This window comes from Desulfobacter latus (genome assembly GCF_013389365.1).
GTDB classification, from domain to species: Bacteria; Desulfobacterota; Desulfobacteria; order Desulfobacterales; family Desulfobacteraceae; genus Desulfobacter; species Desulfobacter latus.
This window is the reverse complement of sequence record NZ_JACADJ010000069.1, coordinates 1-21746: the sequence shown is the minus strand read 5'-3', so window position 1 is coordinate 21746 and position 21746 is coordinate 1. Positions and strand designations below refer to the sequence as shown.

Below are 21746 nucleotides of genomic sequence, written 5' to 3'. Positions count from 1 at the left end.
AAAGTGGATTTCGACACTCTAAGTATTTTAAGTGCTTGATTTGACTTCATATTAATACTCATAAAGTTTTTTGAGATATAATTCTACTATTTTTTTAATTTTTTTGATATATTTTTCTTGACCATATTATTTTTCTATTGCAGCCATGGCATGCCAATATATCCAAGCGTCTTGTTAAGACCCCGAAAATTTATTTCTGGGATGTGGGATTGGCCGCCTATCTTCTGGGGATTCAAGAGGTACGGCACATATCCCGGGATCCATTGCGGGGCAACCTGTTTGAGAATATGGTGGTGGCGGATATATATAAACAATACTATCATCAAGGGTATAGGCCAGGACTTTGCTTTTTCCGGGACAGTACAGGCAATGAAGTTGACCTGGTGGTTCAAAGGGGAAATGATTTGGCCCTGGTGGAAATTAAATCAGGCCAGACCGTCTCCAAGCAGTTTTTCAAAGGACTGGATCAATTCAAGCGCATCGCCCAAAACCGCGTACGGGGCGGTATACTGCTATACGGAGGTACAACCCCGCAGCCCCGGTCTGATTGGTCAGTGATACCGGTAGCCGGTTTAGGGGGTATGAGCCGCCAAATTGATCAAATTTTGCAAATTGAAAGTTGAACCTGCAATTTGTAAAATCCGAGTAACTTACCCAGTCTTTAATCTTTACATAGGGGCCTGGCCCCTTATCCCGCAGTACCTTTCCGATGCATATACCCCATTTCCTGGTTATAACGGATTTGGGGGAGGGTACTTAAAACCAGAAAAAATTTTTCGTGCAAAATTTTTTCAAATTTCGCTTAAAAGTTCAACAGGTTTTGGTTATATATCAGAATCTGCCAGCGCCGCTGTTACCGCTGGAGAATTTTTGAGTAAGATAGACGGATGGCTCAACGGATGGAAAAAATGTCTGAATGTTGCCCCTTTTATTATTAAAATGAAAAACTGGAAGGCGCATCCGTTAAATGTATAAATGAGCATATTTGTCTATTTTTGTAGTGATAAAAAGTAACGGTTAGCGGTGATGTTCAACTTGCAGCAGCTTAACATGTGAAAGAACTATTTCAAAGAAAGGAAATCAATCATGAACCATCAGGATAATCAGCAGCGCATACAAAGGCTCTTGGATAAAGGTGTCCGGATCATGAATCCCCACAGTGTGGAAATCGGCGCAGAAGTGGATTTGGAACGTATATCCGGCAGCAATGTGACCATCCATTCCGGCTGCAAGATCCTGGGCGCCACCACCCTTATTTTGGATGGGGCACGGCTCGGCTATGAAGCCCCGGTTACGATTCAGGATTGCCAGATCGGGCCGGATGTAGACCTGAAAGGTGGCTATTTCAAATCGGCCGTTTTCCTTGAGAAAGCCAACATGGGTTCCGGGGCCCAGATACGGGAGGGCTGTATCTTTGAGGAAGAGGCCAACGGTGCCCATACCGTGGGCCTGAAGCAGACCATCCTTTTTCCCTTTGTCACCTTGGGCAGCCTGATCAATTTTTGCGATTGTTTCATGGCAGGCGGTACCAGCCGCAAAGACCACAGCGAAGTCGGCAGCTCTTACATCCATTTCAATTATACACCCAACCAGGACAAAGCGACCCCGTCATTGATAGGGGATGTTCCACAAGGGGTTATGCTCGACCAGCGACCTATTTTTTTAGGGGGGCAGGGCGGAATGGTGGGGCCTTGCCGACTGTCGTACGGTACGATGGTGACGGCGGGCACGGTTTTAACTAAGGATGAATTGCGGCCTAACCGTCTGATCCACGGTAATTTAGGGCGTAAGGTCAACATTCGCTTTGTGCCGGGACGCTATGGTGACCTGTCCCGCATTATACGCAACAATATGTATTACATTGCCAATCTTTACGCTTTAAGGCAATGGTATCGCCAGGTGCGCGTAGAGTTTATCGGCTCGCGCTTCCCAAAGAGCCTGCATGAAGCCCTGCTGGACAAACTGGAGCTGGCTGTTGCCGAACGGATCAAACGGCTGGATTTACTTAGCCGGAAGCTGATTTCCCTGGGAAAAAAACGTATCAAAAAGGCATCGTCCCCGGCAAAAAAACTCAGTCCCAATCAGGAGTTTGCAGCCAATTGGGACCAGGTTGCCGACGTCTTGCAGCATCTTAGCACCTTCCAGGGTGACAGCGCCCTTCAGGACCGTTTTCTCTTTGCTATCAGCGAAGTGCGCTCACAAGTGGCCAATGACTACCTGAGTGCCATACAAAACCTGGATGCTGAAAACAAAAATGCCGGCACCCAATGGTTGACAGATATAGTGAATGAAGTTTTGAAGAGAACCTCGGGCTGTTTGCCCGGTCTGAACATCGTGGACAATCCGGCAACGTAAGCAATCACAGGGCATTAGGCTTGAAGTGCCGTCAAGATCGCTACTTTCACGATGTCATCTGCGATGCACCCCCGTGACAGATCGTTAACCGGCTTGCGAAAGCCCTGGAGTACTGGGCCGATTGCTTCTGCGCCAGCCATGTATTGGGTGAGTTTATAGGCGATGTTGGCGGAATCAAGGTCCGGGAAGACCAATACATTTGCCTGGCCGGCCACTTTACTTTCGACTTTTATCTTTTGGGCGGCCACCCGGGGAACGATGGCAGCATCTGCCTGGAATTCCCCATCCATCGGGAAATCGGGTTCGAGGGCAAGGGCTGCTTGCAGGGCCGCTTGTATTTTGGTAACCCGTGCATGAGAACCCGACCCCTTGGAAGAAAAACTTAGAAACGCCACCCGGGGTTTTTCCCCGATGAAACGACGAAAATTATGACCACTCTGCACGGCAATGGCGCCGAGTTCTTCAGCGGTGGGGTCTACGGTAACCGCGGGGTCTGCGTAACCAAAACACTTGGGGCCCTGGTTTAGGAAATCAGGCACCTGCATGAGCATTAGACTGGAAGGGCTGGGTACCCCGTGCTCGTAACCGATCACAAGCCCAGCCGCCTGGAGAACGGCTGTCGTGGTGCATGTCGCACCTCCCACAACGCCGTCCGCGTCACCCATCTCCACTAGCATGCATCCGAAAAACAACGGTTTTTTAACCAACCGCAGGGCGACCTTTTCCTTGACCCTGGCGCGGGCCTGGCAATAGTGGGCGGCCATCTTTTCCAGGCGTTCATCTTTTGAGGGGTTGAATATCGAGACACCCGAAACATCGACAGCAGCGGATTCAGCAATTGCATAAATTTTATCCGGGATACCCAACAGCACGGGACGGGCAATACCGGAAGCGTGCAGCCGGGCAGCGGCTACAACGATGCGTTCATCTTCGCCCTCAGGCAAGACAATGGTTTTATTAATCTGTTTTGCCCTTGATTCAAGCCGGTTAAATAAATCATTCATTAATTGGTACCTTTATCTTTGCTCCTCAATGCATTGTGTTATAAAGGTGACGGCATCACCAACCGTTTTCACGGCCATGGCTTCATCTTCGTCCATCTCGATATCAAATTCCTCTTCAAACGCCGCCATAAGCTCGATACTTTGGATACTCTCAGCGTCCAGGTCTTCCACGAAACGGCTCTGATCTTCAATCTTATCGATTTTCATTTCCAGTATTTCGGCTACAATTTTAACCAATTGCTCTTTTACGGTTGCCATAAAAACCTCCTGATACCTGATGACGGATTTCAAAGAACTGCCATGTGCAGATCTGGTATTTAAGCTGTGGTTTGCCACACAACGAGAAATGAAAGTCAATATTGGTTTTATAAAGACTTTCATATAAAAAATATATAGCCATTTGCGTTGAGAAAGTATGCCCAACCTCTTCTAAGGTGTCAACTTTTATTTTAAATGCAATAAATTCGCAAATTCGGGGGACACGATACAAAAATATTGTCAATACAAGTATCATTTGCAATAAGTACCAGTATGGCAAGATTAACAAGAGTAGTGGCTCCAGGTTATCCACATCATATTACACAGCGGGGTAACCGCAGGCAGCAGACATTTTTTTCAAAGGAAACAACGATAATTTTGTATCGTGTCCCCCGAACTGCACAACCTACCTTCCACGCATTGGCCGAAACAATGATCAAGGCCAAAGATGTTTTCCAACTTATGCCATCTAAAAAACATATGAGCGGAAGAACTATGGGTAGATTGGAGCCTACGCCCTCTCTAACGTTCAAAAATTGTTCTTGCTGAGTAACTTTGGCAATTTATCATCAAAAACTTGAACATCGAGTATAAATTGACCTTCAAAAAACGGGCAAAAAAAGGACAACCCATGGCTGATATTGAATGGAACATACAACGCAAGGGTAGGGAATGGGTCGGTGATGAAATCCGGAACAGGATCAACACCATTCCTGATAACACCAGAATAGAATCGTATGAAGGCAAACTCTTTTGGAACGAAAAGGACAGAATAACCCTGTTGGGGTTATTGTTGGAAAATGTCGGCATAGATAAAGCTGTACAGCTTGGGAATTTGTCTTTGTGGAAAGAAGCTTTGGACGCCATAGAGGATATAGGGAGAGCTGAAGATAAGCCGAACAGTTTGGGTGATTTTCTCAAAAGCGATGTTGTTGAAGAGTTTAGAGAAAAAATGATCGAAGCTGAAGAAAAAAACAAACGAATGATCCGTAATCATGAAAAAAACGGAACCATGGGCTATTGGTGTGTTTCCGGCATACGGCACAACGCCATCATTAAAACAGATCGTGCTGATATGGCTATCGAACTGGCCAAAAATATTGTGCAGGATTGGGAAATGCCCAGCGTAGAATTTCTGGGCGAAGACTTTCCAGATGTCTATGAATATTAAAAATGGAAAGCAAGGCAACGCCCATATTTCTTTTTTGCCCGGAAAAGCCAGTATAATAGGCGCTCTCGATCTTTCACCAGTTTAAGCAGATGGCGTATGCAGAAGTCCCGGGCTTAAAATGCACCATAGGGCCTGACGATAAATTCAAGGCCGCTTTTTTCCATGGCCCGGGCCCGGGCAGCCTCAGCCCCTGCCCTTGTCTCAAAGGCCCCTGTCCTGACCAGAATCCAGATTTTTCCGCTGGGCCGGGTCAGCTCGAAGCGCCTCACAGCAATCCCCTTGTCCTGCAGCCGCTTTGCCAGGGCCTGGGCATTTTTTTCCAACTGGAATGCCCCTGCCTGCAATTCATAGGCAGGAGTGGTTTCCGAATCCCCGGCCAGGGTCTGAACGGTTTTGCTAACGGATTCGGTTTCTGCGGAAGACTTTTCCACAGGGGGTTCCCTGATTTCCTTTGCGACAGCCGCCTCTGTTTCTTCAGGTGCCTCGGCCATTATCTTTTCTTCCTGTTTCTCTTCTTCCGGTGGAAGGCCTGCGATCTTTTCCTTGGCATAGCCGTGGGCCGGATCTATCTCAAGTGCACGCTGGTATGCCTCCCTGGCCAGGGTGGTTTTGCCCATTTTCGCCAGGATATCGCCTCTGAAGCAGTGGGCCAGGTAGAATTCGGGAAAAAGGGCCAAGGTGCGGTTCACATCTGCAAGGCTTTCGCTCAGTTGGTCCAACTCTGCCCTGCAGATGGCCCGGTTGAAAAAGGTATAGTAGTTGTCCGGGGTCAGGGCGATCTCCATATTGTAATTCTTGATGGCCTGGTCAAAATCACCCTTATAATACCAGGCCACCCCCAGGTTGGAATAAAGACCCTTCAGATTCGGTTTGATTTGTCTGGTCTTTTCAAAATCATGGATGGCAAGATCATACTTCCCCATTTTCATGTAGGCCACCCCCCTGTTTTTGTAAGCGGCCGGGTTTTCCGGGGCCAGCTCGATAAAACGGGTAAAAACCGCTACCGCTTCCTGGTACTGATCGTTCTTCATCAAGGCCACCCCTTTTTCAAACAAGATTTTTTCAGATTCGGCAAAAAGGGGCTGACAGAACACTATGCCCAATACAATAGAGAGGATAAATCGTTTCACAATAACTCCTTTACATTCCCACCATGTTCATGAATGGCACATCTATAAATGCCATTAAATAAGCAAAAGCATTATCGTCCCGGACAAATAGTGGGGGCGCATTGCACATAGTGGGGTGATAACTCTCACAGGGTCTGTCATTGATCCTGGTCCGGACCATTACGGATGTGGTTTTAAAATTAGACTTAACCACGGAAAGCACGGAAAAAGCTTTGTTCCCTAATTTTCCGTGCATTCCGTGTCTTCCGTGGTTAAAAATCGCGTTATTTGAGCTTTTGAGCCTTTTCCATGGCTCGCTTGAATCCGGCCATGGAATTTACAATGGCCTGTTCAGGCACAGCATAGGAGAGCCGGATATGGCCGGGTCCGCCAAATCCGGAGCCGGGCACAACCAGAATGTTCTCTCGTTTAAGCAGGCCCGCAAATTCCACATCATTTTCAATAGGGCTTTTGGGGAATAAGTAGAAGGCACCATCAGGTAAGTTAAAATCATACCCTGCTGCTGCAAGCCCGTCACAGATCATATCCCTGCGTTTTCGATAGATGGCAATATCCACACTTACGCCCTGCAATTTTCCCACCACCTGCTGGAACAGGGCCGGGGCGTTCACAAACATCATGGTGTTGGCCACGCCCGCGGCGGCCGCAATCAATTCCGCATCTTCAGCTGCAGGATGAACCGCAAGATACCCCACACGCTCGCCGGCCAGGGAGAGTTCCTTGGAATAGGAAGTCAGGACAATGGTATGATCATATACGCCGAACATCCAGGGCACTTCTACATCATAGGCAATCTTGCGATAGGGTTCATCCGAAATCAGGTAGATGCGTCGACCAAACGCTTTGCTTTTCTTTTCTAAAAGCAGTCCCAATTCGTCCAGCTCCTGTTTGGTGTAAACGATCCCCGTGGGGTTATTGGGAGAATTGATCAGCATGACGCGGGTATTTTTATTAACCGCCTCATCAATGGCCCCGAGATCCAAATGAAAATCAGGCTTGGTAGCGACGGTTTTAAGGCCGGCTCCGGAAATAAACGCGTACTGGTTGTACCCCACAAAATAGGGCGCCGGTACCAGGATCTCTTCGCCGGGATTGACCAACGCCCTTAAGGTATCATTCAAAGCACCGGCCGCGCCCACACTCATAACCACCAGATCGGCAGTCATTTCAACGCCGCACTGGGTATTCAGATAATCGGCGACGGCCTGGCGGACCCAGGGGTATCCTGCATTGGGCATATATCCGTGGGAAGTTGCGGCATCGTTGATCAGACCCAGAACCGTTTCCTTGACCACCGGCGGTGGCGGGACATCGGGATTCCCCAAAGAGAAGTCAAATACATTATCAGCCCCGAACGCTTCTCTCATCCGGATGCCTTCCTCAAACATTTTTCTGATCATGGATGCGGATTCTACGATTCCGACCATCTTGTCTGCAATTGGCATAACAACACCTCTTTGTCTGTTAAATGTAAATTTAGTATTGGGGGAACACCATAACGTAAAATGCTTCAAACCAAAACGTTTAATTTATCCACGGACAGGGCAATTGCCCGTAAATATATTCTGATTGTTATCTTGCATCTTGCCTTATTAAAAAAATTCCAGTATAGTTTAATTAAATTAATTATTTATAAACTTACAGGAGGTAAAAAAATTGAACAAAATTGCTGTACTTGCCGGAGACGGCATTGGCCCGGAGGTCATGGAACAGGCCATCAGAGTACTTGACAAGACGGCGGATATTTTTGATTTTGAACTGTCTTTTGAATACGCAGATGTGGGTGGCGCCGGCATTGATAACCATGGCAAAGCCCTGCCGGACTCAACCCTGGCATTGTGCGAACAAAAAGATGCCATTCTGTTTGGTTCCGTGGGCGGTCCTAAATGGGAACACCTGCCACCCGAGGAACAGCCGGAACGTGCTTCGCTTCTGACGTTGCGCAAACATTTTGGTTTATATTGCAACCTGAGACCCTCGAAAGTGTTCCCTTCCCTTGCATCCGCCTCTCCCCTGAAGCCGGAAATCATAAAAAACGGATTTGACATTTTATGTGTCAGAGAACTGACCGGCGGGCTCTATTTCGGTCAACCCAGAGGGAAAAGGGGCAGCGGCCCTGATGAAACGGCATTTGATACCATGGTCTATTCCAGATTCGAAATTGAACGGATTGCCAAAATGGCGTTTGAGGCCGCCAGGAAAAGACGCAGCCTGGTTACATCTGTGGACAAAGCCAATGTGCTGACCGCCATGGTTCTGTGGCGGGAAGTGGTCATAGAAACCGCCAAATCCTATCCGGATGTCACCTTGAATCATATATATGTTGATAATGCCGCCATGCAGCTTATTCGAAATCCCCAGCAGTTTGATGTGCTTTTATGCGGAAATATGTTTGGAGATATTATATCGGACGAATGCGCCATGATTACCGGATCAATGGGATTGCTCTCCTCGGCAAGCCTGAATGAAAAAAAATTCGGCCTGTATGAGCCGGCCGGTGGCTCAGCACCGGATATTGCGGGTAAAGGTATCGCCAATCCCATTGCCCAGATCCTGTCCGCAGCCATGATGCTGAAATACACCTTTGGACAAACCCAGGCCGCGGATGCCATTGAGACAGCCATTTCCGATGTTCTTGATCGGGGAATTCTCACTGCAGACCTGACAGATAAAAAAGAAAATGCCGTTAATACTGAAGAAATGGGAACTGAGATCATCAATGCCCTGACAAACTAAGGCCCATGGGCAACAAAACTTCGGTACACGCCGGCCATCGAGAGTCGTTTCTCCGTGGCCGTTTTTTTATTTTTATTTCTTTCTGTCCCCAAAAAATAAAGGGCTTTTGAGTATCCTCAAAAGCCCTTTATTTTTATTGTGGCGGGAGTGACGAGACTCGAACTCGCGGCCTCTAGCGTGACAGGCTAGCGTTCTAACCAACTGAACTACACCCCCGTAGGTTACTTCGTCTGGTGGGCGATGCAGGGATCGAACCTGCGACTTCAAGCTTGTAAGGCTTGCACTCTCCCAGCTGAGTTAATCGCCCGAAACGGCATTAGGTATACCAAGAACAAATATGGGTGTCAAGTAAAATTATTATTTTTTTTTCTTTCAGCATCCGGTTGGGAATTTAATCAAATCCTTGCAAAATCATGAGAACATTGCTATGCTTCTCCATTAATATATAAACAGTATAGAATAATTGAATGCAAAATCTTATCACCTCTTTTCCTGACAACAATCAAAATAAAACACGGGATATCACATGTATGATCTCCCTGATTTATAATGTCAGCAGCAAAAGTATAATTTAGGAGTCGACAATGGAACCTGTTCAGGGATATCTGGAAATCATGGACAAGGGATTTGGTTTTCTAAGGAATCTTGAAGATAATTACAATCCCAAGCCTGAAAATCCCTATGTACCCAACAGCTTGATACGCAAACTGGATCTTAGAGAAGGCAGCTTTATTCAAGGCTATGGAGAAAAAAAGAGCCCGCAGAATGTAAACGTAGCGCTCATACGTATTGAAACCATTAACAACCTTCCCTTTGACGAGTTCATAAGAACGCCAATGCTCCAGGAGCAGGTCAGCGTCAACCCTTTTGAAAGGTACCATCTTGCCCAGGGACCTGATGATCTAACCGGAAAAGCGTTAGATCTGATTGTACCCATCGGCATGGGACAACGGGGGTTGATCATCGCCCCGCCAAAATCCGGAAAAACAACAATTTTAAAACACATGGCCAATTCCGTGGTCGTCAACCACCCGGATGCCAAGGTATTTGTTCTTCTTGTGGATGAACGGCCTGAAGAAGTTACCGATTTCCAAAGAGGGCTTAAAGATGCCCATGTGCTGTATTCTTCTGCGGATCAACAAATCGGACAGCACATGAGAATGACCCGCCTTGCGATGCACACGGCCATCAGGTGTACGGAAATCGGCCAGGATGCTGTTGTTTTCATTGACTCTTTAACCCGGATGACCCGGGCGTTTAATATTGACACCGATTCCTATGGCAAAACCATGAGTGGCGGTCTTGGCGCCAATGCCATGGAGTTTCCCAGAAAAATTTTCGGGGGTGCCCGAAAACTTGAGACCGGCGGTTCCCTTACAATCATTGCCACCATTCTAGTCGAAACCGGCAGCCGCATGGATGATGTTATTTTCCAGGAATTCAAAGGTACCGGCAATATGGATCTTTACCTGTCCAGAGAGTGTGCTGAACAAAGAATCTGGCCGGCTATTAATATCAATAAATCAGGGACCCGGAAAGAAGATCTGCTCATGGCACCTGAAGAGTATGAGAACATGGTGAATATTCGACGCAGTATTGCGCCGTTAGATGAAGTCACGGCCATGTCACAATTTTTGTCCATGATCGAATAAAGACAGCATTTTCCTGTATCTTTAAAAATAAAAAATCACGGCACCAAAACATTGCACGTGCAGCGATTTATTATTTTTACACGCCCAACAAGTCGTTAAAAAATATTATACCAGGGCATGCTCAAGCACTTCCGCCATATTTTCCACATAGACAATATCAAGCTGTTTTTGAATCGCCCGGGGAACGTCTATGATGTCTTTTTTGTTTTCCTCACAGAGAATAACCTTTTTAATCCCATTGGCATGGGCTGCCAGAAGTTTTTCCTTCAGGCCGCCAATGGGCAGCACCCGTCCGCGAAGGGTTATTTCTCCTGTCATGGCCACTGTCCGGCTTACGGCCCGACCGGTGAGAATGGAAACAACGGCCGTACACATGGCAATGCCGGCTGAAGGTCCATCCTTTGGAATGGCCCCTTCGGGCACATGGATATGAATATCCGTATCCTTATAAAAGTCGTCTCTGATGTTAAGATCAAGACTCCTTGAACGAACATAGGATACAGCTGCCTGGGCGCTTTCCTTCATCACGTCCCCAAGTTTTCCGGTAACCATGACCTTGCCCTTTCCCGGCATGGTCACCGCCTCAATGGTTAAAAGCTCACCGCCTGCCTGGGTCCAGGCCAGCCCGGTAACAATTCCAATTTTATCTTCCTGTTCCAGAATGCAATTTCTAAACTTAAACTGTCCCAGATATTTTGAAACCGTATTTGCTGTAACCTGATACTTTTTTCGCGTATTGGTCCGCACAATTTCCGTGGCTATTTTTCTAATCACAGAAGAAATCTCGCGTTCAAGATTTCTCACCCCGGCTTCCTTGGTGTACTGCTTGATAATCATCTCAACCGCGGGTTTTGAAAAAGAGACCTCTCCTTCATCCAGTCCGTTTTCCCGCATCTGTTTGGGAACCAGGTAACCGGTGGCAATCTGGTATTTTTCATAATTGGTATACCCGGGTATCCGGATCACCTCCATACGGTCACGCAGGGGGGCCGGAATTTCATGCAGGGTGTTTGCTGTGGTAATAAACAAAATTTCAGACAGATCATAATCAACCTCAAGATAATGATCGTTAAAATTTTTGTTCTGTTCGGGGTCCAGTGCCTCCAGAAGCGCAGAAGAGGGATCTCCTCTGGAATCACTGGTCATTTTATCAATTTCATCCAGACAAAAGACCGGATTATTAAATCCCGTTTTTTTCAATGTCTGGATGATTTTTCCGGGCATGGCCCCCACATAGGTTCTTCGGTGCCCGCGAATTTCCGCCTCATCACGGACTCCCCCCAGTGAAATCCGGGCAAATGAACGCCCGGTCGCCCTAGCCACAGACCGGGCAAGGGATGTCTTACCGACCCCCGGAGGCCCCACCAGGCAAAGAATCGGACCTTTTATTTTTTTAACCAGAATCTGTACCGCCAGATACTCAAGGATTCGTTCCTTGGGTTTTTTCAAGCCGTAATGGTCTTGGTCCAGAATCTGCTCCGCCTTTGAAATCTCATTTTTTACCCGTTTTTTCCGGTACCAGGGCAGGGAAATCAGCCAGTCAATGTAATTTCTGACCACGGTTGCTTCCGAAGAGGTTGCAGGCATCAGCTTGAGCTTTTCCAACTCCCTGCGCACAACCCCGGCAGCTTCTTTCGGCATGCGCTTGGCCTTGATCTTTTTTTCAAGATCAGCAAACTCGCTACCCTGGCCATCTTCACCCATTTCTTTTTGAATGGCCCGCATCTGCTCGTTAAGGTAGTGGCGCTTTTGAAGTTTATCCATCTGTTCTTTGACCCTGCCCTTGATCTTCTGGGACATGGAAAAAACTTCCGTTTCCTTTTGAATGAACTTTAAAAGCAAAAAGAAACGTTCTTCAATATCACCACACTCCAGTAACTTCTGTTTATCCTGAACCTTAAAGGGCAGTTGGGCGGCAATGGTATCGGCATACCTTGACGGATACTGTTCCAAGGCGTCCAGTCCCTTGAAAAAACTTTTGGAAACCACGCCGGACAAATCGGCATAATGCTGGAACGCTTCATAAACAGTGCGAATGACAGCCTCAGTGTTAACATCGGTCAACGGCTTTTCAGTGACATCCACATAATCAACAACCTGGAAACCATCCTGGTCAACCATTTTAATGATACACCCGCGGGCAACCCCTTCAACCAGTGCCTTTACCGTACCATCAGGCAGTCGCAACAGCTGGGTGATCCGGGTTTCTGTGCCCACCTGGAAAATATCATCAATCGTTGGTTTCAGGACTTCCGGATTTTTCTGGGTTGTAAGAAAAATTTTCTTATCACCGCCCATGGCCTGGGAAAGCGCCCTGATGGATTTTTCCCTTCCCACAAAAATAGAGGTTGTAACAAAGGGAAAAAGGACAATATCCCTCAGGGGTACCAGCGGAAGGGCTTTACTCTCCTTTTCAGGCCCATCTTCGGGATTGAAAAAACGGGAAATACTGATCATGGATGATTAAGCCTTAAGCCTGCTTTTTGGTCTGTTCATACAGCAAGATGGGGTCCTCGTTGTTTACCACCACCTCTTCGCCCACCACACACTCAACCACATCTTTTTTGGAAGGAATCTCATACATGATGTTCATCATGGTTTCCTCCATAATGGCACGCAACCCCCTGGCTCCGGATTTTCTGGCAACGGCTTCCTTGGCCATGGCCTCAAGGGCCTCATCCGTAAACTGAAGACTCACCCCTTCAATGCGAAAAAGTTCCTGATACTGCCGAACCAAAGCATTCTTAGGTTCGGTCAGGATCTTGACCAGAGACCGTTCATTAAGCTCCCCGATGGAAGTTATAATGGGCAGGCGTCCTAAGAACTCGGGGATCAAGCCGAACTTGATCAAGTCTTCGGGCTTTACCTGCTCGAGCAGTTCTCCGATATTTACATCTTTTTTATCTGCGATTTTGGCACCAAATCCCATGGTTTTCTGGGTCAAACGGCGCTCAACCACTTTTTCAAGCCCCGTAAATGTTCCGCCGCAGATAAACAGGATATTAGAGGTATCCACCTTTACATAGTCCTGTTGGGGATGCTTTCTTCCGCCTTTGGGGGGTACCGAAGCAATAGTGCCTTCAATGATCTTGAGCAGGGCCTGCTGAACCCCTTCTCCGGAGACATCCCGGGTAATTGAAGGGTTGTCCCCCCGCTGGGAAATTTTATCTATCTCATCAATATAGATGATACCTTTTTGGGCCTTTTCAATGTCATAGTCAGCATTCTGAACCAGGGAGAGAACAATATTCTCCACATCCTCGCCAACATAACCGGCCTCGGTCAAAGCCGTGGCATCGGCAATGGCAAAGGGGACATCCAGAAAGCGGGCAAGGGTTTGGGCCAGAAGGGTTTTACCACATCCGGTCGGCCCGATAATCAGAATATTGCTTTTCTGAATATCAACCTCATCACCGTTTTTTGTCAGATTTGAGGCCAGACGTTTATAATGATTATAAACCGCCACGGATAAAACCTTTTTTGCACGATCCTGTTCTATCACATAAGAATCAAGTTGATCCTTGATCTGCTTGGGCACCATGAACGCCTTGGCGCTTTCCGGCTCAACAGCCGATTCTTTTTCTTCATCTTCAATAATTTCACTGCACAGCTTAATACATTCATTGCAGATATAGACGCTAGGCCCGGCTATCAGTTTTTTTACTTCCCTTTGATTTTTACCGCAGAATGAACAGAAAAACTGATCGTTTGTATCATCTTTTTTGGCCATATTTTATGACTCCTTTGACGCCTCCTGCTCAGAGGCCTGTTCCAATTGGCTTCTGTCACTGACCACACGGTCAATAATGCCGTATTCCAAAGCTTGCTCTCCGGACATGAAAAAATCACGTTCCGTATCAGCCGCAACCCTTTCAATGTCCTGCCCCGTATGCTTTGCTATAATTTCATTCAAAGAATCTTTCATTCTTAAAATTTCAGTCGCCTGAATCTTGATGTCCGTGGCCTGGCCCTGGGCACCGCCCAGCGGCTGATGAATCATAATCCTGGCATTGGGCAGGGCAAACCGTTTGCCGGATGTTCCGGCAGTAAGAAGTAATGCCCCCATACTGGCTGCCTGGCCGATACACACCGTTGCCACGTCCGGCTTGATGTACTGGATGGTATCATAAATGGCCATGCCTGCTGTGACAACGCCGCCGGGAGAATTAATATAAAAGTTGATATCTTTCTCAGGATCTTCGGATTCAAGAAACAGCATCTGTGCAACAATGAGATTGGCAATTTCATTGTCTATGGGAGATCCCAAAAAAATAATCCTGTCTTTTAAAAGCCGTGAATAGATATCATAGGCACGTTCTCCCCTGTTGCTCTGCTCAACAACCATCGGAATAAGAGGCACGATTTAACTCCTTGTCATAATCTAAATATATGTTTTTAACCTTATCGGTCACGTAATAATAAATGGCACCGTTTAAATAAGCTTGCAGATTATTTTTATGCTTGCACACCTGCTTCTTCACTTGGTAGATCAGCGCCTTGCAAAGCATCCGGCGTCACTTCAATGACGTTACTTTTTTCTATTATAAGGTCAATTGCCTTTTTTTCAAGCTGGGTATGTTTGTAATATTGAAGTTGGCGCGGGTCCATATTGAAAAAATTCTTGATAGCATCCTTTGTCGCACTCATGGCTTGAGCCATCTCTTCAAAGCCGGCGTCAAGTTCTTCATCACTAAGTTCCATTTTTTCCTGGGCAATAATTTTATCCAGAATCAGATGCCGGCGGGCCTGTTTTTCAGCCACATTTTTGTATTTTTCCTGCATAATTTCCCGGCTTAACCCGACGTCTTCAAGGGATGTATTATTCTGGGCATAGGCCTGTTCCGTCTCAGCAATAATGCCGTTAAGTTCACCTTGAACCAGGGCTTGAGGGACTTGAAAGTCTATTTTTTCAAGAATTTGAGAAAAAATCTGTTCACTCATTTCATGCTTGACCCGCTGGGCAATCCCCTTTTCAAGGTTATCCCGGATGGAGGCTTTTACATCCTCAAGTGTTTCAAATTGTTCAAGATCTTTTACCAGATCATCATTGGCTTCGGGCAATACCTCTTCCTGGACCTCCTTGAGCCTGACCTTATATTGAATGGTCTTTCCTTTCAAATTCTCATCATGATAATCATCATCGTAAACCACTTCAATTTCCAGATCCTGAACCGGAATGGCACCGATCAGTTTTTCGGAAAATTCCTTGGGCAACGGCTCTTTATTAATCGCTGTGACATAATTTTCGACTTTAGGGGTATGCTCAAAGGCTTCGCCATTCAGAAACCCTTCATAATCAATCAGAACAAAGTCATTTTCTTTTACCGGACGTTCTTCTTCGACTTTCCGCTTTGTCGCCATGCTCTTTTGCAGCATATAGATCTGGCTTTCGATTTCGCCCTCGGCAACTTCATAAAGCCTCTTTTTAATTTCAAGACCTTGTAAATCAATATCATCTAGTTCAGGTTTAACTTCCACAGTGATATCAAATGCATAATCAGCGTCCGGCTTGAGTTCCGGAGGCTCAAGTTGGGGCCCGCCCACAATATCCAACTTATGATTTTCAACTGCTTCGGCAAAAGCCTCCTGGATCAGGCGCGGGGCAACCTCGGCATGAACCTCTGCGGAAAACCGGTTTTCAAGCACCTTTCTGGGAATTTTTCCTTTTCGAAAACCTTTAATATCTGCCTTCTTTTTCAACTCGGCATAGGCTTTATTCAGCTCTTTGGAAATTGTTTCCTTAGGAATTTCAAAAGAAAGCACTTTTTTAATACTGCTCTGATCTTCGATTTTTACCTGCATGATTTTGTCCTGTTATATCCTGTTAATTGGCGTTACTCTAACGCATCTTCAAAAAAATAATAATAATTATACCTTAACTCAATTTATTACACGGCACATACACACTTTACATAAAGTTTACTAAATTACCCTGTATTCCTAATGGTGTCAAGGAAATTGCCACACCCTAAGATAGGAGCAACGCTTGGGTCTTGTAACTTTTTATTCCCTTTTAAAATTATGGGGAGGGCTGACCGGAAAGATTAAGCTTGATTTTTTTTATTTCGAATGGTAAATATCTTTTTTAATTTTTCAATTATCGGGGCGTAGCGCAGTCTGGCAGCGCGCCTGCTTTGGGAGCAGGATGTCGGAGGTTCAAATCCTCTCGCCCCGACCACTTCCTACCTAAGTAGAAACTCAAAATCCATCAAACAACATCTTAAAATCATGGAAACAATAAAATTCACCATATGGGTTGTCTTTTATTAGCGATTTGTCAAGCATTGTTAGGAATTTAGTCTGTGCCTTGACAATAACGGAGAGCCTGCTCTAATGTATGCCTGACTCACGGCTATCAATGCAAGCGGGCCCAAATAACTCTGCCTGCCTGCCGGTATCTTTTGACTGTTACAAGTTGGTGAAAAAATGTCTGCTAAATTCAGGATCAACCTTGAGGCAGTGGCGTATTATCTTAAAACGGTCCAAAAAAACTTCGAACATATTAACGACAGCCTGGATATGCGCCGGGAACCCATGCGCGATGAAATTGTCGAAAATATGCTTGCCGGCTACCGGTATATTAACAATCTGCTTGGCCAGGATTTAAGCCTGGTGGAGCAGGACGGGCTGCACCATTTCCTTGAGCTTAATCACATTGTCCTGTGCGGGGAGGATTTAAAAAAAAGAAAGGATTTTCAGCAGCACATTCTGGCCACAAGTGAGCGGTTTTACAATCAGGCGGAATTCTGCATCAAGCACCTGCGTTCCTGGGCAGAGGCTCATAAGCATGTCACACCCTGGAAACGTGCCGCCGGCATGTATATTCTCCATGTCAGCCAACCCCAGCTCTTTTTTGAAGGCAACCACCGCACCGGCGCACTGCTGATGAGTTCTATTCTTGTTCGTGGCGGCAAGCCCCCTTTTGTTTTGACGGTGGATAATGCCAAAGCATATTTTGACCCTTCAAGCCTTGCCAAAGCCACAAAAAAGGATCTAATGGGTAAATTATACAAACTGCCAAAAATAAAAAAAAATTTTGCAAAGTTCCTTGAAGCCCAAGCCAATCCGGAATTACTGATCCAAGCGTCATGATACCTGAACCCGAATACTCACAAAAGCGTCCTCCCCCAAAGCAGTTTTATCCATATTGCCTTTTCGACTTACATGCTCCTCATGGAATATTAACAAAATCATAACATTTCGATAGTACTAATACCGCCATGTGGATTTTTAACCATGAGGTTAGTTTAAAACATTAATAACACAGGACAGGAGAAAGCCAGATGAAACTCAAATCTTTATTTAGTATTGCTTTATCCGCTGCCGTTGCAGCATCCTTCATGATTGCGGGCTCCGCAACTGCAGGTTCAATAAAAATCGTCGGTGCCGGCGCCAGCTTTCCTGCACCCATTTACAGCGAATGGTTCAAAGATCTTGCCGAAAAAACCAATGGCGAAATCAAAGTAGACTATCAGTCCATCGGTTCAGGTTCGGGCATTAAAAACTTTATCGGCCACACGGTTGATTTCGGTGCCAGTGACGCCGCCATGAAACAAAGCGAAATTGATCAGGTTCCCGAAGGTGTTCAGTTGTTGCCCATGACTGCAGGTTCAATTGTTATTGCCTACAACCTGCCCGGGATTAGCGACCTCAGATTACCCCGGGACGTATATCCTGAAATCTTTCTGGGCAAAATCACCAAATGGAATGACGCCAGGATCGCGGCTGCCAACCCCGGCGTGAAATTGCCGAACACGCCCATTACCGTTGTTGTCCGTTCTGACAAATCCGGTACGACCTTTGGCTTCACCGGCCATTTAAGCGCCATCTCTTCTGATTTCAAATCTACTGTCGGCCAGGGCAAAATGGTTCAATGGCCCGCCATGAATATGGTAAAAGGCAAAAAGAACGATGGTGTGTCTTCAGCCATCCGCCAGACCCCCGGCTCCATCGGTTACACTGAATACGGTTATGCCAAGCTGAGCCAACTGCCCACAGCATGCCTGCAAAACAAAGCCGGCAACTTTGTATGCCCCGGAGCTGAAGCGGGTGCGGCTGCACTTGCCAACGCTGTCCTGCCCGAAAACATGATCGTATTCATCAACGATCCTGCAGGCGATGCATCTTATCCCATTGCAACCTTTACCTGGATGCTGTTCTACAAAAAGAACAAAAGCCCGGAATTGGCTGCAGCTCTTCGCAAAATGGTTGAATACTGCCTGGATGAAGGACAGAAGATTGCCGATAAAGCCGGTTATATTCCCCTTCCTGAAAGCGTTGTAGAGAAAGTTAGAGCGGCTTCTAAAAACATTCAGTAACATAATCTTAGTTTCTTCTTGATCAGAGGGCTCTTTCATGTAGAATGAAAGCGCCCTATTTCTTATTCCGGAGATTACAAAAATGGCCGACAATAAATTTCTGGATAATGTCGCGGGCAGGACATTATCCAAACCGCCCACCCCGGGCGACATCTTTTTTGACAAATCATTCAGGTTTTTAACCCGGACGTTTACCTGGGCCACCATTTTCCTGCTGGCGTTTATCGTCTATAAAATCGGTGGACATGCATTGACGGCGCTTCCAGAACTGGGATTCAAATTTTTGTTCACCTCTGACTGGAACTCAAGCCAAAATATATATGGCATTCTTCCCCAGATTTGGGGAACACTCTACAGTTCATTTCTGGCCCTTATTCTTGGTGGATTTTTCGGCATCACCATTGCAATATTCATCACCCAGGACTTTCTTCCATATCAAATTGAAATTATATTAAAAAATATTATTGAACTGCTTGCCGCCATTCCAAGCGTTGTTTACGGGCTATGGGGCATTTATGTTCTGGTTCCCCTGATCCGCCCCTTTGCCAATTTTCTGCACGAATACCTGGGCTGGATTCCTTTTTTTTCCACACGGCTTTCGGGCTTAGGCCTTCTTCCGGCGGCCCTGGTTCTGTCCATTATGATCCTGCCCACGATTGCAGCCGTTTCCCAGGATGCACTCAAGGCCATACCCCATAAAACCAAGGAAGCCGCCTTCGGCATGGGCACCACCCGATGGGAAGCCATTTTGCGGGTTATGGTACCCACGGCATCCGGTGGTATTTTCGGTGCACTTGTATTGGGATTTGGCCGGGCACTTGGTGAAACCATGGCCCTTGCCATGCTTGTGGGCAGTATGTCCACAATTACGCTGTCCGTCCTTTCCCCGGCGGACACCATTGCCGCGCTTCTGGCCAACACCTTTCCGGAAGCAGACGCGGGGCTTGAAACCAGCGCATTGATGTATGCGGCCTGCGTGCTTTTGCTGATTACCCTGATCGTTAATATTGCAGGTGCTGTCATTGTTGCCAAAACAACACCGGGAGGAAATAAAAAATGAACGAGGACAGCCTTCAACACCCGAAGTTGGAACGTCAACCCATGGAGCCAAGGGCGCTTAAATCCATCATTTTAAGCACGATTACCATTGTCTGCGCGGTCACCGCATGTATCCCCTTATTTTCAGTTCTTATCATGCTGTTGTACCGTGGCGGCAAACGACTGACCTTTCAACTGTTTTACACCCTGCCGCCGGGCGCATTTGATGCCCCGGGTGTCGGCGGTTTCGGCCATGCCATCCTGGGCACCGCTTTTATGGTGGGGATTGCCGGTTTGATCAGTGTCCCTTTTGGCATCCTGGCAGCGATTTATCTGGCAGAACTTGGCCCCCACCACAAAGTTTCCGAAATTGCCAGATTCTGCGCAAAAACCATGACCGGGCTGCCGTCTATCATTGCCGGCGTTTTTGCTTATGCCATGGTTGTTCTTCTCATGGGTCACTATTCTGCGTGGGCCGGGGGCATTGCCCTCTCCCTGCTGATGATCCCAACCGTCATGCTCACGGCCGAAGAAGCCATTAAAATGGTACCCAACCCCATGCGGGAAGCAGCCTACGGCATGGGATGCACCCCGACCCAAAGCCTGATTAAGATCATTTTACCCGTTGCCATGCCAAGCATCATAACGGGTGTTGTCCTTGCCGTGGCCAGGGCAGCCGGAGAGACGGCCCCGTTGCTGTTCACAGCGCTTTTTTCCGAAAGCTGGCTTGCCCCCAACAATCCCACGGCATCTTTGGCCGTACTGATCTACAACTGGTCATCCAGCCCCTATCAGAATCTTATTGAACTGGCCTGGGCCGCATCGCTGATCCTTGTTGTACTGGTATTTTTCCTCAACATTATCAGTCGCGCCGTCGGTGGTAAAACCAAACTGTAATATTAGCTCATGAATAAGGGAGTATAAACGCTCATGGAAGCATTAAAAGAAATGGATGCATTAAAAGAAGTAGATGCAAACGACACCTATGAAAACGACCTGCCGGCAGATGTTGCATTGGATTGTAAAGCAGAGAAAATTTATTACAGCGATTTTCTTGCTGTCCGGGACAGCCACGTACCCATAAAAAAAAACCAGATCACCGGCTTTATCGGGCCTTCCGGCTGTGGTAAAAGTACGGTGCTTAAAAGTATCAACCGCATGAATGACCTGATCCGGGGGTTCCGGTTTGTGGGGAATATCCATTTCCACGGGATTGATATTTATGACAGCAATATTGATCCTGTGTCGGTTCGTCGCAACATCGGCATGGTGTTCCAGCAACCCAACCCCTTTTCAATGTCCATCTTTGAGAACGTGGCCTTTGGCCTGCGCTTGAATCGGTATAAAGGGAACATGCAAGAAAAGGTTGAAAAGGCTCTCAGAAGTGCAGCCCTGTGGAAAGAGGTAAAAGACAAACTTAAAAACAACGGGCTCTCCCTTTCCGGCGGCCAGCAGCAGCGCCTGTGCATTGCAAGAGCCATAGCCACGGAACCCCGTGTTATTCTCATGGACGAGCCCTGTTCCGCACTGGACCCCATTGCCACCCGCCAGATTGAAGAGCTGATGGTGGAACTGAAAAAACAGTTTACCGTTGCCATCGTAACCCACAACATGCAGCAGGCCATGCGTGTGGCTGACCAGACCGCTTTCTTTGGCGTAGACATCTCCAAGGGCGGGCGTACCGGCTATCTTGTTGAAATGGGCCCCACCAAAGAACTGTTTGAAAATCCCCAGGAACAATTAACCAAAGAATACCTGCAGGGCGAGTTCTCCTGATCCGAGGCTCTTTGCCCTTTGGCACAATACGCGCAAAACCCCTGGAAAATATACTTTCCCAGGGGTTTTTCCGTTTCATATGAACAAAACAACTGGATTATCAACGGTCTTGATATAGCCCCGCAAAGATGTTATCGCCATGTAAAAGCATTTTATTGGAATTGGATTGCAGACACTGGAGAGTCAACTACCCACCGACACCTTTGGTGATCGGTGGGCTTGTGACTTCGGTTGCAAGTCCTGTTGATTAGCCTTGAGAGCCTTCGGGCTTTCGTTCTAAAGGAATATATAGGCACCCTGGTAATATT

General features: G+C 46.9%; 20 protein-coding genes and 3 tRNA genes. 12 read left to right on the top strand and 11 right to left on the bottom strand.

All coding sequences use genetic code 11. The features are described 5' to 3' along the window. Nucleotides 1-110: 110 nt before the first annotated feature. The 3 genes from HXW94_RS15390 (at nt 111) to HXW94_RS15380 (ending at nt 2355) form a co-directional block, all read left to right on the top strand. A complete protein-coding gene (locus HXW94_RS15390) occupies nt 111-623 on the top strand; it encodes a DUF4143 domain-containing protein (protein ID WP_178367787.1) in 513 nt (170 codons plus the stop codon). Continuing rightward, the gene (locus HXW94_RS15385; RefSeq protein ID WP_218576752.1) at nt 595-975 is read left to right on the top strand and encodes a hypothetical protein; all 381 of its coding nucleotides are present in this window, start codon (nt 595-597) and stop codon (nt 973-975) included. The genes HXW94_RS15390 and HXW94_RS15385 overlap by 29 nt, the downstream gene beginning before the upstream one ends. Nucleotides 976-1086: 111 nt before the next feature. After that, nucleotides 1087-2355 (top strand): UDP-N-acetylglucosamine pyrophosphorylase, encoded by a 1269-nt coding sequence (locus HXW94_RS15380; RefSeq protein WP_178367783.1) that lies wholly within the window; start codon nt 1087-1089, stop codon nt 2353-2355. A gap of 14 nt (nt 2356-2369) precedes the next feature. Here the strand turns inward: HXW94_RS15380 and HXW94_RS15375 are convergent, their stop codons facing one another. Together HXW94_RS15375 and HXW94_RS15370 are read right to left on the bottom strand one after the other, a co-directional pair. Then, a complete protein-coding gene (locus tag HXW94_RS15375) occupies nt 2370-3359 on the bottom strand; it encodes a phosphotransacetylase (RefSeq protein ID WP_178367782.1) in 990 nt (329 codons plus the stop codon). Nucleotides 3360-3371: 12 nt separating this feature from the next. Then, nucleotides 3372-3617 (bottom strand): acyl carrier protein, encoded by a 246-nt coding sequence (locus tag HXW94_RS15370; RefSeq protein ID WP_178367781.1) that lies wholly within the window; start codon nt 3615-3617, stop codon nt 3372-3374. A 631-nt stretch (nt 3618-4248) separates the two neighbouring features. Between HXW94_RS15370 and HXW94_RS15365 the strand changes: the two genes are divergently transcribed. Then, nucleotides 4249-4788 (top strand): hypothetical protein, encoded by a 540-nt coding sequence (locus HXW94_RS15365; protein WP_178367780.1) that lies wholly within the window; start codon nt 4249-4251, stop codon nt 4786-4788. Between the two features lie 113 nt (nt 4789-4901). Here HXW94_RS15365 and HXW94_RS15360 read toward each other — a convergent pair whose 3' ends face one another. From HXW94_RS15360 to HXW94_RS15350, 3 genes are read right to left on the bottom strand one after another with little or no spacing between them, the layout of a single operon-like run. Then, nucleotides 4902-5918 carry a tetratricopeptide repeat protein gene (locus tag HXW94_RS15360; protein ID WP_178367779.1) on the bottom strand — a complete coding sequence of 339 codons (1017 nt, stop codon included), beginning with the start codon at nt 5916-5918 and terminating at the stop codon, nt 4902-4904. Between the two features lie 10 nt (nt 5919-5928). Beyond that, nucleotides 5929-6153: a hypothetical protein gene (locus tag HXW94_RS15355; RefSeq protein WP_178367778.1), complete on the bottom strand. Its 225-nt coding sequence runs from the start codon at nt 6151-6153 to the stop codon at nt 5929-5931. Between the two features lie 28 nt (nt 6154-6181). Further along, nucleotides 6182-7363 (bottom strand): pyridoxal phosphate-dependent aminotransferase, encoded by a 1182-nt coding sequence (locus tag HXW94_RS15350; protein WP_178367777.1) that lies wholly within the window; start codon nt 7361-7363, stop codon nt 6182-6184. Nucleotides 7364-7574: 211 nt separating this feature from the next. On the opposite strand from HXW94_RS15350, the gene leuB reads away from it, so the two are divergent. After that, complete coding sequence (gene leuB / locus HXW94_RS15345; protein WP_178367776.1) at nt 7575-8654, top strand: 3-isopropylmalate dehydrogenase; 1080 nt, start codon at nt 7575-7577, stop codon at nt 8652-8654. Between the two features lie 139 nt (nt 8655-8793). Here leuB and HXW94_RS15340 read toward each other — a convergent pair. Together HXW94_RS15340 and HXW94_RS15335 are read right to left on the bottom strand one after the other, a co-directional pair. Continuing rightward, nucleotides 8794-8870, bottom strand: a tRNA-Asp gene (locus HXW94_RS15340). Between the two features lie 15 nt (nt 8871-8885). Then, nucleotides 8886-8961 (bottom strand) — tRNA-Val (locus tag HXW94_RS15335). A 277-nt stretch (nt 8962-9238) separates the two neighbouring features. On the opposite strand from HXW94_RS15335, the gene rho reads away from it, so the two are divergent. Beyond that, the gene (gene rho / locus HXW94_RS15330; protein WP_178367775.1) at nt 9239-10306 is read left to right on the top strand and encodes a transcription termination factor Rho; all 1068 of its coding nucleotides are present in this window, start codon (nt 9239-9241) and stop codon (nt 10304-10306) included. A 105-nt stretch (nt 10307-10411) separates the two neighbouring features. Here rho and lon read toward each other — a convergent pair whose 3' ends face one another. The 4 genes from lon to tig all read right to left on the bottom strand — a co-directional run bounded on the left by lon (nt 10412) and on the right by tig (nt 16108). Next, the gene (gene lon / locus HXW94_RS15325) at nt 10412-12763 is read right to left on the bottom strand and encodes an endopeptidase La (protein WP_178367774.1); all 2352 of its coding nucleotides are present in this window, start codon (nt 12761-12763) and stop codon (nt 10412-10414) included. 13 nt (nt 12764-12776) lie between these two features. Next, the gene (clpX, locus tag HXW94_RS15320; RefSeq protein WP_178367773.1) at nt 12777-14036 is read right to left on the bottom strand and encodes an ATP-dependent Clp protease ATP-binding subunit ClpX; all 1260 of its coding nucleotides are present in this window, start codon (nt 14034-14036) and stop codon (nt 12777-12779) included. A 3-nt stretch (nt 14037-14039) separates the two neighbouring features. Further along, a complete protein-coding gene (clpP, locus tag HXW94_RS15315) occupies nt 14040-14666 on the bottom strand; it encodes an ATP-dependent Clp endopeptidase proteolytic subunit ClpP (RefSeq protein WP_425484223.1) in 627 nt (208 codons plus the stop codon). Between the two features lie 95 nt (nt 14667-14761). Beyond that, nucleotides 14762-16108 carry a trigger factor gene (gene tig, locus HXW94_RS15310; RefSeq protein WP_178367772.1) on the bottom strand — a complete coding sequence of 449 codons (1347 nt, stop codon included), beginning with the start codon at nt 16106-16108 and terminating at the stop codon, nt 14762-14764. Between the two features lie 299 nt (nt 16109-16407). Here tig and HXW94_RS15305 point away from each other — a divergent pair. The 6 genes from HXW94_RS15305 (at nt 16408) to pstB (ending at nt 21438) form a co-directional block, all read left to right on the top strand. After that, a tRNA-Pro gene (locus HXW94_RS15305) sits at nt 16408-16484 on the top strand. 248 nt (nt 16485-16732) lie between these two features. Continuing rightward, nucleotides 16733-17398: a hypothetical protein gene (locus HXW94_RS15300; protein ID WP_178367771.1), complete on the top strand. Its 666-nt coding sequence runs from the start codon at nt 16733-16735 to the stop codon at nt 17396-17398. Nucleotides 17399-17589: 191 nt separating this feature from the next. Further along, nucleotides 17590-18624, top strand: a complete 1035-nt coding sequence (gene pstS, locus HXW94_RS15295) for a phosphate ABC transporter substrate-binding protein PstS (RefSeq protein ID WP_178367770.1) — start codon at nt 17590-17592, stop codon at nt 18622-18624. 82 nt (nt 18625-18706) lie between these two features. Continuing rightward, on the top strand, nt 18707-19684 hold the full coding sequence (gene pstC, locus HXW94_RS15290; protein ID WP_178367769.1) for a phosphate ABC transporter permease subunit PstC: 978 nt from the start codon (nt 18707-18709) through the stop codon (nt 19682-19684). Beyond that, on the top strand, nt 19681-20559 hold the full coding sequence (gene pstA, locus HXW94_RS15285) for a phosphate ABC transporter permease PstA (RefSeq protein WP_178367768.1): 879 nt from the start codon (nt 19681-19683) through the stop codon (nt 20557-20559). Before pstC ends, pstA begins: the two co-directional genes overlap by 4 nt. 33 nt (nt 20560-20592) lie before the next feature. Continuing rightward, nucleotides 20593-21438, top strand: coding sequence for a phosphate ABC transporter ATP-binding protein PstB (gene pstB / locus HXW94_RS15280; RefSeq protein WP_425484222.1), 846 nt, complete (start codon nt 20593-20595; stop codon nt 21436-21438). Nucleotides 21439-21746 lie beyond the last annotated feature (308 nt).

Excerpts from the sequence above, each read along its gene's own strand:
- HXW94_RS15370 (WP_178367781.1), bottom strand. The coding sequence starts at position 3,617 with ATGGCAACCGTAAAAGAGCAATTGGTTAAAATTGTAGCCGAAATACTG.
- HXW94_RS15355 (WP_178367778.1), bottom strand. The coding sequence starts at position 6,153 with ATGCACGGAAAATTAGGGAACAAAGCTTTTTCCGTGCTTTCCGTGGTT.
- HXW94_RS15380 (WP_178367783.1), top strand. The coding sequence starts at position 1,087 with ATGAACCATCAGGATAATCAGCAGCGCATACAAAGGCTCTTGGATAAA.
- tig (WP_178367772.1), bottom strand. The coding sequence starts at position 16,108 with ATGCAGGTAAAAATCGAAGATCAGAGCAGTATTAAAAAAGTGCTTTCT.
- HXW94_RS15350 (WP_178367777.1), bottom strand. The coding sequence starts at position 7,363 with ATGCCAATTGCAGACAAGATGGTCGGAATCGTAGAATCCGCATCCATG.
- pstS (WP_178367770.1), top strand. The coding sequence starts at position 17,590 with ATGAAACTCAAATCTTTATTTAGTATTGCTTTATCCGCTGCCGTTGCA.
- HXW94_RS15300 (WP_178367771.1), top strand. The coding sequence starts at position 16,733 with ATGTCTGCTAAATTCAGGATCAACCTTGAGGCAGTGGCGTATTATCTT.
- HXW94_RS15375 (WP_178367782.1), bottom strand. The coding sequence starts at position 3,359 with ATGAATGATTTATTTAACCGGCTTGAATCAAGGGCAAAACAGATTAAT.
- pstC (WP_178367769.1), top strand. The coding sequence starts at position 18,707 with ATGGCCGACAATAAATTTCTGGATAATGTCGCGGGCAGGACATTATCC.
- pstB (WP_425484222.1), top strand. The coding sequence starts at position 20,593 with ATGGAAGCATTAAAAGAAATGGATGCATTAAAAGAAGTAGATGCAAAC.
- pstA (WP_178367768.1), top strand. The coding sequence starts at position 19,681 with ATGAACGAGGACAGCCTTCAACACCCGAAGTTGGAACGTCAACCCATG.
- lon (WP_178367774.1), bottom strand. The coding sequence starts at position 12,763 with ATGATCAGTATTTCCCGTTTTTTCAATCCCGAAGATGGGCCTGAAAAG.
- rho (WP_178367775.1), top strand. The coding sequence starts at position 9,239 with ATGGAACCTGTTCAGGGATATCTGGAAATCATGGACAAGGGATTTGGT.
- clpX (WP_178367773.1), bottom strand. The coding sequence starts at position 14,036 with ATGGCCAAAAAAGATGATACAAACGATCAGTTTTTCTGTTCATTCTGC.
- HXW94_RS15365 (WP_178367780.1), top strand. The coding sequence starts at position 4,249 with ATGGCTGATATTGAATGGAACATACAACGCAAGGGTAGGGAATGGGTC.